The following is a 10,627-nucleotide window of genomic DNA, read 5'->3' on the forward strand; positions in this document are numbered from 1 at the left end:
TATTTTTTTTCAACCGATAACATTAATCCCAAATTCCATACTTAACTCTTACAGATTTATCCGGCTTTCTAAAAGATGAAGCCTCCTCTTCATTTTGTTCAATCCCCACAGGAAGCTCGCCATTTATTTTTGAAAAGAGCTGATCTAGGGCCTCTGGTATCAAATTGCAAAGTTTCAACATTATTTTTTTATGTGAATCCCTTTTATAATCTATTTCAATTCTTTTCTGAATTAGAATATTTCCCGAATCAACCGCACCTTCTGAGATATGATGTATTGTAAAACCGGTACTTTTTTCCCCCATTGCACGAACCCAAAAAACAGGGCTTCCACCTCTGAATTTTGGCAGATAAGATCTGTGTAAATTTATAGTGCCCAGTTTAGGGATTCTCAAAATGTTTTCTTTTAGAATATATGGAAAACTAAGAGAAAAAATTATGTCAGGATTTAGGTTCTTCAGATATCTTTCAGCTTTCTCTGAATTAATATCATCAAGCTGTTTCTCTTCGAAATCCACCTTTTTTTTAAGTTCATCCAGTGAATAATAAATCTTTTCATTTCCCAATCTAAAATATTTTGGAGAAGCAGCTCTTAGCTTTATTTGCAGCCACAATAAAAACTTGTTGACCGTATATCTAAGTCCTAAATGATTAACACTGTATAATATCGATCCAAACATTGATTTCTTCTTAAACAACCCACGCACAGTAATAACTGAAACTACATCAACTTCATTTTTTTTTAGTAAATGAGCAAGCGCAGTTGCCGTGGTCATTGAATAGTTATTTGCTAAAACTACAATTTTCATATTTGTTATTTTAAATGTCGAATAATTTTTTGATAGCTTTGACTTGCCAAATATTTATCTTCAAGCAGTTTCCTGCTGTTCGATGCCAAATCTGATCGAAGTTCTTCATCATTTGTAAGTTTCAAAATAGCATTTTTCATAGCCTCCCGATCTCCATGATTAACTGAAATACCACATCCCGCATTTTCAACTATATCACCCAGGTCAGTCCCACTGTTTACGGCACAAAAAACCGGCATGGATGCTTCAAGATAACCAAGCAGGCGTGATGGAAACTGTGGTACATTGTATTTAGAACTCAATAGTACAACTCCTACATCGCACGCCTTTAAAATATTTTTGAAATCTTCATCAGGAAGCCAGCTATAGAGAAATACATTCGGGAGTTTTCTCTCTTCAATTTGAGTTTTAATATAATCATACTGATTGCCACTACCCCCAATTACAAAATAGGTCTCATCGTTATTCTTGAGGCTTTCAATAACATCGAGATAGGCCTCAAAACCATGCCCTGAACTCAAGTTCCCGCTAATTATAAAAACAGTAGATTCTATGGGTATTTCATACTTTTTCCTGATTTTTTTTCTATTTACGTTTTTAATTTTAGATGGTGCAATAGAATTTGGACACTCTTCCACTTTTTCCGGTTTGATCCAAGGATTATTTTCTAAAACATAATCTACATTTTTAGGTGACATACAGCCTATCGCATCAGCAAACTTATATATTCTTTTTTCGTGCCACCTGAAAAATTTATAAACCAAGCCATGTTCTTTTATTATACCCAAATCTACAGAACTATGGGGCCAGATATCTTTTAATAAAAGATAAAAGAAGGCATTGTTCTTATTTTTTAAACGCTTCATTAAACCCGAAAGGGTGATAGGCGGTGTATGACCTATTATCAAGTCAAATTGTACTCCGGAAAAATTTTGCCTAATCCCTAAATAAAATTTTAGACCAAGTAATGGCAAAGATATGGCCTTCCTTAATTTACCGGCCTTTCTAATCCTCGCTGTTTTTATTCGGAGAACGCTGATCCCATTTTCATCAGAAAGATTTGTTACCATCTGTTTTTCATCAGCATAGGCTACATAAACATTATGCCCTGCTTTATAAAACTCATTCATAAGATCTGAATAGAGATTACTACCTTCTTTGTTTGGCCAAGCAATTGTTACAAAAAGAATATTCATAGCATTCAACTAATTGGTCCACACGTAAATTAGTAAGTATACCACAAAAATTATAAACGGTGTACTTATTATTTTTTGAAAATTTAAAAACTGTACTATTCTAACGTATCGACAGTTTGACTTTATTTATTAAACAAAAAAAGGCTTTTTAAAAGCTTGTAAACTTAACCGTACTTTGGCTTTAGTGTTTAAAAAAGTAATCGTTACAGCTTATCAACCGATGTTATCACTTTCTTTAGGGCTTTCTCAAAAAAATTCATGCTTAAGCGTGAGGCTACGGCAGGAAGGAACAACACAGACAGAGTAGCTTCGATCCAGGTCTCGGATGTGCCCTAGATTTGATCCCGATTGAGCCGGAAAGCATCTATATCATAGTTCGTAGATATACAGGCTTCATTTGCCTGTAATAGCTACACACCTGTGGAGGTCGCTTTATAATCCGGTCCAAAAAAACCTTCAGTTTTATCAAAAGAGTTCTACGCGGTTTGATCTCAACGAAGAACTTCAATGGGTGCTGTGATCAAATCATCCGTTTAACAGGACATAAGCCTAAGATACAGTATCCGCAACCTCTTCGGATTGGTCGCCTGGTCGACCAAGAACATAATCAGACTATTAGTCTGCTGACGAACATTACAATATGTAGTACAAAAAAGATTGGGGACTACTACAAAAAGCCGCTGGCAAATAGAACTATTCTTTAAATGGATTAAGCAGCACTTAAGAATCAAGGCGTTTTATGGGTAATCGCCGAATGCGGTAAAAACCCAAACCTGGACAATTATATGCAGATACTTAATCATACTAATAATTCAAAAAATAATTATTTAAAAGTTGAATTGAACACTATGATACAAGGCCTCAGTGTGGCAATAATATCCCGCATACCGCTTAAATAGCTATTTTACGATAATTCATTCACGAAAAAATATCCAAACTCGTAACCAATTAGGGCTCTTCGACTTTTAACCGGACACAACTAATTTAATAAACTCAACTCTCGGGGTTCAGAATTAGGAGGGTTAGAAAATCCATAAGTTGTTGTTATTTATGGAAATAAAGAAGAATGAGTCCGCTTAATTGCGTATGTTAAATGGTATCTAAATCATTAACAAACAATCAGTTAGGAGTTATTCTTATGGACTCAAATATAGACAATTCCCCCTTTAAAAACAGCACCTGGTTATCCGCAAGGACAAAGAAATTTTGTAGTGCTACAGTGCTCTACCAGGCCGGCATCCATAAACGCTCGGGCCATTCTGCCTATTGGCTTCTTCAGCTTTTCCTTGCACTTCGCTTTTCCAACTCCGACGTGTATCGCTTTCAAGGGGAAGACAATCCCCTTCCGGAACGCAGTGCCTTTTATGAGTTTTTGGCCCAAAAGCGGTACAATTGGGAGCGTCTTGTGTTCACTGTGGCTCGACAGATCATCGCCTTTTTTAGCCAATTAACGACCGCGCGTGGCGATCGGGTACTCATCCTAGATGACAGCTCCTATAAGCGTAACCGAAGTAAAAAGGTGGAGCTTCTGGGGCGCCATCATGACCACAACGACAATACCTTCTACAAAGGCTTTCGCATGCTTACCCTGGCCTGGAGCGATGGACATAGTTTAGTTCCCCTTTGATTTGAGCTTCTGAGCAATGCAGCTAAAGAAAAACGCATCGGAGCGATCCCGGACTACGATGGGCGAACCCACTTTGGAAAACGGTGCAAGCGAGCCACGCAAAAGACCCTGGATGTGGCCTCGTCAATGATCGATTGGATGGTGGGTAAGAAAGGCGTATCGGCCGATTATTTGGTGTGCGACAGCTGGTTTTCCTTTCCATCTCACGTTCAGGCGCTCAGCAAGCACCTGCCCGTGATTTGTATGCTCAAAGACCTGCCGAGCATCAGCTTTTTTCATGGCAAGCGAATCTACCAGCTCAAGAGCCTCTACGGAAAGGTGAACCGCAGGAAACGAGGCAATGCCTTTACCGGCAGCCCCATCATTGGCTCGATAACCGTTCAGATGCTCAATGGGCCGACGGTCCGCGTGGTCTTTGTCCGTGACTTGCGCACGCCGTCCGTGACTTGCGCACGCCCGGACAATGGCTGGCCATAGCAAGTACCGACCTTGAGATTTCGCCTGAGCGCATAGGTCGTATCTACGCCAAACGGTGGGCAATTGAAGTGTTCTTTAAGCAAACCAAGCAAGAGCTTGGGTTGGCCAGCGAGGTTGAGGTACACAGTTACGCCGCGGTAATAGCCCACACCAGCATCGTGTATCTGCGGTATATGATGCTGGCCTATTATCGTCGCCAGCAAACCGACGACAAAACCATTCCGGGCTTGTTCCATGCCTTTTCCGAGGAACTGAAAATCATGAGCATGCAGCTTTGTCTGCAAATCATCCGTTTAGAGCTTGTTGAATTACTATCGAGCAGGGGGCATGACCAACTGTGCGGCCAGGTGGTGGAATTATTTAGCAGTTTCTATGACAGACACCCAATGCTGTCCGGCTATTCGATAGAATTACAATGCCTTACAGCCAAACCCGAAAGTTGAGTAATAAATATTCATTTAACATTTTTTACACATTCATTATAAAATTCTATGTCTTTATAATTTATTATTTTTACGATATAATTATATATTTTATTGTTAAAATATTTATTATATTTTTTATGTTTAGACCTGTTTTTATATGGCAATTTAACATTATCTTCATACATTCCAATAAATTTTAATGCTTTTTCAAAATCTTCCTCAATGTTTTCAAAAATATATATTCTATCGACTATTACATTTCCTTGCTCGTCCGTAAAGTATTCTTTATTTGTCTTTACTGGATATAATAAATTCCATAACTTAAACGGAAGTAACTTAGCGAACCAAATCTTAGTAAGAATAGGCCATCGAGGCCCTTTATGTCCTTCGGTTATGGGTTTTCCATTATTTAAAAAATGGTAACCTGATACTCTTTTTGCCATTGGATTTCTAACAAATCCGAATGTTTTATAATTATTATACTCATCTCCTAACGTTTTTTTTATTTTTGCAGCTGTATCGTGTTCTTTAAAAGAATATGACTTATTGTTTAGTACCACGTGATAATTTTTAGCTAATGGATCATTTTCTAATAAAAAACTCTGAATGGACGTGGTACCTGTCTTTGGATTGGCAATAAATATATATTTATGTTTTGTCGATATTATCATAATAATAATTTTAAATTAATTTTTATTGAGTTTTAATCGGATTATCAAAATTCTTTGTGTTGCTTACAATACTTAATTATTACTCTGTACATGTTTGTTTTTTTCTCAGAATCTAATCTCAGATTACTCACTTATTGAATTTCTTAAATGGTGAAAGAGGTGATGAAGTCGAAGTATTTTTCCGATATCTCGTTTTCTTTAAACGCTGAAATTTTTACGTAAGATTTATGGCTAAACTCTTCTCTTAATTTTTTGCTATTCATTAATAGTTTTAGTTTTTCTTTAAATTGATCTTTATTTAGTGGAGTCGTAAGATATCCATTTACCCCATCTTCAACAATATCCATCAACCCGGCTACGCCATCATATGCAACAACCGGTAATCCTGCAGAAAGGGCTTCTCCAACCACGTTTGGAAAACCCTCTGAGCTGGAAGTAAATGCAAAAATTTTGCTTCGATTGTAGTATTTGTCAACGTCTTTTTGGATTCCTTTGAGGAAAATTTTCTCCTCCATTCCTAATGTTTTTATTAATTCATTAAGTTCTTTAGATAAATTCAAGTTCTTCGCGTCACCACCCACAATTACAAGTTTCCAGTCCGGATGATTGATTTTCGCAAAAACCTCTATTAAATGATCGATATTCTTGGTTTTAATCAGCCGCCCCACTGTTAAAACAATATTCTCTTTTTGAATAGCAGGATCTTTTTTAATCTCCCTTACAGGATTTCCTATTACTTCCACATTGTTATTCCAGCAATTTTTCAGACAGATCTCTTTTGCCTTATGGGTCTGCGCAATGTATCCAGCGGCCAGTGGATAAAGCTTATCCCGCAAATAGTTGTGCAGCCAGTCGAGATTTTTATCCGGCTGACTACGATCGGATACATATATGGGATATCGAAGCCCAACAAGTGATAAGAGCACCAAATTATTCCACATTTCCCCGAATGACAAAACAGTATCCGGATCAATCGCTTTTACTTCTTTACGAAGAAACTTCATTGTTCGAAACGTATCGATCGTGCGTCTTGAATTTTTAAATGTAAATCCGGGGCGATGAACAATGACACTTTTATTAAGTGGGTAAGAAATTTGCCGTTTGATGCCAATGAGTAACAAGTGTACTTCTGTTTTTTCTCTCGATGCAAAGTCATTTGCTAGAAGCGACATTACCCGCTCCATTCCACCAATACTCAAAGAATGAATAACAAGACAGATCCGATTCATATTATTATTATGTTAGTCGATCCAGACATCAATGGTTAAAAGAAATTACAGAAAACAAAATGAATACATTAAATGACTGCGATTATAATTGGGTTTAAAAATCGTGGATAATTATAAAGACACCGGTTTCTTCCCTTCAAAAATATCATAATAAACCTGTAATATTCGATCATCATCAAACAGGGAGGCTCTTTCAATAGATTTCTTCCGGTAATGGACTTTCAATTCCGACTGATCCATATACAACATCATTTTATTGGCTAAATCCCGGTCATTCTGTTCAGCCATCATCCCATACTCACCGTTTTCCACCAGCCCGCGACAGCCCGAGCAGTTTGTAACCAGGGTGGGCAGGCCGAGAATCATCGCCTCACACAAAACCGTTGGCAGCGCTTCTGACACGGAACTCATGACAAATACATCACTCTCTTTCATTAAAGGGTAGGGGTTTTTTAAAAACCCGACCAGATGAATGACACCTTCGAGATTATAATCTTGAATCATGCACAAAAGATTTTTCTCTTCAATCCCTGTGCCTGCAATTTTAACTTTGAATTCATATCCATCTTCACGGGCTATAGCTGACGCCCTGATCAACCGGTCGAATCCCTTGATAGGGATCAGGCTGCCAACCGCAGTAAATGTAAACGTATCCGAAATGAAGTCATCATGTGCTTTTTGTGATTTTCTCAGTACAGCTATTCGATCAATTAAATTGTATACGACACCCATATTTGGATGTTCTCCAAACAGCTCAATAAAATCCGACATAGCATCCCGGGAAACAAAATAGATGCCGTCAAGATTTTCGTACCTGGATTTTTTTATTCTTTCTCTATACTCAGGATGTTTATAAAATTTTTCAAAATTACTATGGGTCAGATAGGATCCATGAACAAAAGCTATTCGCCGGTCAATATTCTCAGTAAAAAACAGAAGATCGGTATAATTACTGTCGAGGAAAGAGATCCCGACGTCATACTTCTTATTAATTTGAGCCATCTTCTTTTTGAAAAACCACTCAATATTAAATGCTCTGTGGAGGTATCCCAACGTCCTGACTAGAAAATTGTTTTTGTACAAAAACGTAACATCTATCTCATCGGGAACTTGGTTTACATAAGGACCCAGCTTAGAAACAGCGATGAGATCAATATCATAACGATCGTAATCCACTTTTTTTAACAGGTTGATCAGGGTCCGTTCTGCTCCCCCGCCTCTAAGTGACGGCATCAAGAATAAAATTTTTCTTTTTTCACTCATCTTCATTGAACATTTAATAGAAGTAGTCCGAAACTGACCAGTCTTTGAGCATCAACTTGCATCTGCAGAACAATTTCATTTGAGCCGTAAATATCTGCAATACAGAGCTGTATCCAAATTAAATTGATCCAATCTCTTCATTGGATGAATTCACTTCATTCGATGAATCGTTTGAGCAAGGTACTAACTACGGGGTGACCTTTCGCAGATATTCGAGCCTTAGACCACTCATCCGATGACGGGAAGTCGTCGGATGAGGTAATCTTCATCAGATGAATTCGCTTCATCCGATGAATCGATTGAGCAAGGTGCAGACTACGGGGAGACCTTCCGTAGATAGTCGAACCTCAAACCACTCCCGAGTAGCGTCACTTCTAATTTCTACTCTCCGCAATCAAATCTCCAAGCTGCGCACTGGTCATAAATTCCACCTCGGGCCATTGCACAAGAATTGATTTCAACAGTTCTCTGAAAAGCTTCAAATTTCTCTCCCTGTTCTCCGGCACAATGTGGCCGATGAAATTAAGCCTGTGTGCTGATATAATAGCGGGTTTTCGCCACAAGAAAGCGTTTTTGATCCCCTTTAGACATTCTTCAACATTGTCATAGCTTTCCGGAAATTGCGACGGTTCAAACACACAGTTGCGAACCAGGTAGAACTGACCTGAATGATTTCTTTCTCCCTGAAAATGGCGAACCAGCTCATTCTTGTTCCTCTCCAGTTTCGGAAGCTTCTGGTATTTCATTCCCTGGATATATTTTACACCCCCGTCGTACAGAATGGAATTCAGACCTCCGGAAAAAACGAAGTTGGGAGCGATAAAACTTTCAGACCTGTAGCCAAAGATCTCTTCAAATAGGTCAAGCCCTTCTTCAATGATCTTCTTGTGATCCTCTATATCCACTGCCGATTGCGCATCAAATGCTGCACGTATGCTCACATCGGTCTTATCCTCCTCACCTGCCCCCAGCCAGAAAATTTCCCGGTCAAATACAGAACGATATTTTGATTTCTTGTTATCTAATGCATCCATCCATGCCCGGACATTCAGGTGCTCCCGGCCATGAAATTGTGGATAAAACAAGTTTTCCTCTTTTCCCTGCTTCCAAAGATTAAACGATCCGGAATGATCAGGATATTTTTTCAATGTGTCCGTAAAGCGTTTATAGATATATTCACTAAACCTATTCTGCCTGATTTTTTCAAAATCGGGATTGGCCATAACCGCGTTGGCGGTGATCACCGGATGGAAACCATTACGATCCTTAAATTCCATTAACACATAAAACAACTGCTCAAGGTCTTTTTCACTTGCTAGTGAATCGAACGAGGTATAAGGACACAGATCAACTCTGTAGCGCTCCCGGATCAGGTCATCAAAAACCTCTTTTGAAGGCATGCAGGTGCTTCCCCAGTCATCTGATTCAATGACAAGAATCTTACGATCGGTTTGCCACCCTCTGTAGTTATTGTGGTGCCTTGCAAAATAGTTTTTTACAGATTTCATCATATTTTTCGAATACTGGGGTCAAGGCCGGTTGCTTCTTGCAAATTGACCGGGGTTAATTTTTAAGGCACATTTCCGTCTATGAATTCTGGAGTCAAATTACTTTTTATGAGAGGAAAAGGGTAACTATTTAAATAGACAGATCTGATTATAATTTTCTTAACCGTATAAAGATATTCGAATCTTAAACCCGGAGCTTCCCGTTTTATTTCTGTGAATTGTAGTCTGTAAAATAGGATATTAGCCGTAGGAGTCACTTCGTGGATAAAATAATCATTCAACTAATAAAAGCTATTCTCCCGTCAACCCGCAAACACAGTGTGCAGACGGGATCTAAATATAAATTTCTTTTAAAATGGTCCGATACATGGGAAATTATATTGCGGTTTGCATCCGATAACAGTTAGGCAAATCGATAACCTATACCGGATAACCAGTAACCGATCAACCTATAAAACACTCTCTATCTGGTGAGATTCTATTCAAAAATCCTCATTTCACTAGCGTCATCTTCTTTGTATAGACTTTTGAATCCGTGATCAAGCGATAGAAATAGATTCCACTGGCAAGGTTTTTGGCGCTGAATGTAGCCATATGGCGACCCGCATGTTTTACACCGTCAGCGAGCACTGCTATCTGCCGGCCGGCCATATCATATACCCTGAGGGAGACCCTCTGCATATCCGTAAGCGTATATTCTATCTGCGTAGAAGGATTGAACGGATTCGGATAGTTCTGGTTCAGACCGGTTCGAATTGGCAGCAGATCCGTTTCCCGGATCGTTTCGACCTCCTGATCAGACTCCGTTGTAAACTCCCATATCTCACTCCACTCTCCTTCGACAGTATCGGCTACAGCCCGAACCCGCCAATGATAAACTGTTCCAGGTTTAAGGGTTTCTTTTGGAGTAAAAGTTGTTCCGACAACAGCTTCGTCAATCACCATTTCGGCCGGATCTATCCTGTTGGAATGCAGTATATAGTGATCCGCGCCTTCCACGGCCGTCCATTCAAACGTCGGTGTATTATCAACCTGCCCATATACGGGTGAAACCTGTTCCGGTGCATGTAGTGCAACGACTTCCTCATAAGACTGCTCGGTTGTATACTGCCACAAGCTACTCCATTCTCCTTCGGTATTGCCTGTGACACCACGAACTCTCCATTCATAACTACTATCATAAGCCAGCGAGTCGGTTAATGTTATGGATATTCCTTCTACCATAATGTCAATCACATTTCCGGCCGTGCCAATCTGCAGCATATAGTAGTCCGCTCCTGTATCACTCCATTCAAAAGACGGCGTCACCGATACGTCCACGCCTTGGCGAGCCGGAGCGTATAGCTCTGGAGCTCCCGCGGATGTATTGTCGCTGCCACTGTCTTCACCGCCTTCATCCTCACACACCGGATCCTGCTGACCA

The 10,627-nt window shown here is 39.4% G+C and carries 10 protein-coding genes and 1 pseudogene; 4 read left to right on the forward strand and 7 right to left on the reverse strand.

What is annotated here, in order from left to right; translation table 11 throughout:
- Positions 1-22: 22 nt before the first annotated feature.
- Together AABW11_RS19185 and AABW11_RS19190 are read right to left on the reverse strand one after the other, a co-directional pair.
- Positions 23-808 (reverse strand): methionyl-tRNA formyltransferase, encoded by a 786-nt coding sequence (locus AABW11_RS19185; RefSeq protein ID WP_340106956.1) that lies wholly within the window; start codon positions 806-808, stop codon positions 23-25.
- Between the two features lie 5 nt (positions 809-813).
- The gene (locus AABW11_RS19190) at positions 814-2,004 is read right to left on the reverse strand and encodes a glycosyltransferase family 4 protein (RefSeq protein ID WP_340106957.1); all 1,191 of its coding nucleotides are present in this window, start codon (positions 2,002-2,004) and stop codon (positions 814-816) included.
- 662 nt (positions 2,005-2,666) lie between these two features.
- Between AABW11_RS19190 and AABW11_RS20230 the strand changes: the two are divergent.
- The 4 genes and pseudogenes from AABW11_RS20230 to AABW11_RS19205 all read left to right on the forward strand — a co-directional run.
- Positions 2,667-2,748 (forward strand): annotated as a pseudogene (locus tag AABW11_RS20230) (transposase); the annotation flags it as partial.
- A gap of 394 nt (positions 2,749-3,142) precedes the next feature.
- Positions 3,143-3,631, forward strand: coding sequence for a transposase (locus tag AABW11_RS19195; RefSeq protein WP_340106958.1), 489 nt, complete (start codon positions 3,143-3,145; stop codon positions 3,629-3,631).
- A gap of 114 nt (positions 3,632-3,745) precedes the next feature.
- On the forward strand, positions 3,746-4,108 hold the full coding sequence (locus AABW11_RS19200) for a hypothetical protein (RefSeq protein WP_340106959.1): 363 nt from the start codon (positions 3,746-3,748) through the stop codon (positions 4,106-4,108).
- A complete protein-coding gene (locus AABW11_RS19205) occupies positions 4,078-4,551 on the forward strand; it encodes a hypothetical protein (protein ID WP_340106960.1) in 474 nt (157 codons plus the stop codon). The genes AABW11_RS19200 and AABW11_RS19205 overlap by 31 nt, the downstream gene beginning before the upstream one ends.
- An 11-nt stretch (positions 4,552-4,562) precedes the next feature.
- Here AABW11_RS19205 and AABW11_RS19210 read toward each other — a convergent pair whose 3' ends face one another.
- The 5 genes from AABW11_RS19210 to AABW11_RS19230 form a co-directional block, all read right to left on the reverse strand.
- Positions 4,563-5,204 (reverse strand): sulfotransferase family 2 domain-containing protein, encoded by a 642-nt coding sequence (locus AABW11_RS19210; RefSeq protein ID WP_340106961.1) that lies wholly within the window; start codon positions 5,202-5,204, stop codon positions 4,563-4,565.
- A gap of 143 nt (positions 5,205-5,347) precedes the next feature.
- Positions 5,348-6,376, reverse strand: a complete 1,029-nt coding sequence (locus AABW11_RS19215; protein WP_340106962.1) for a glycosyltransferase — start codon at positions 6,374-6,376, stop codon at positions 5,348-5,350.
- Between the two features lie 168 nt (positions 6,377-6,544).
- Positions 6,545-7,666 carry a glycosyltransferase gene (locus tag AABW11_RS19220; RefSeq protein ID WP_340106963.1) on the reverse strand — a complete coding sequence of 374 codons (1,122 nt, stop codon included), beginning with the start codon at positions 7,664-7,666 and terminating at the stop codon, positions 6,545-6,547.
- A gap of 404 nt (positions 7,667-8,070) precedes the next feature.
- Positions 8,071-9,207, reverse strand: a complete 1,137-nt coding sequence (locus tag AABW11_RS19225) for a hypothetical protein (RefSeq protein WP_340106964.1) — start codon at positions 9,205-9,207, stop codon at positions 8,071-8,073.
- A gap of 489 nt (positions 9,208-9,696) precedes the next feature.
- The coding region (locus tag AABW11_RS19230) for a T9SS type A sorting domain-containing protein (RefSeq protein WP_340106965.1) at positions 9,697-10,627 on the reverse strand (931 nt) is incomplete at its 5' end.

The organism is Rhodohalobacter sp. 8-1, from assembly GCF_038150125.1.
Lineage (GTDB): Bacteria > Bacteroidota > Rhodothermia > Balneolales > Balneolaceae > SW132.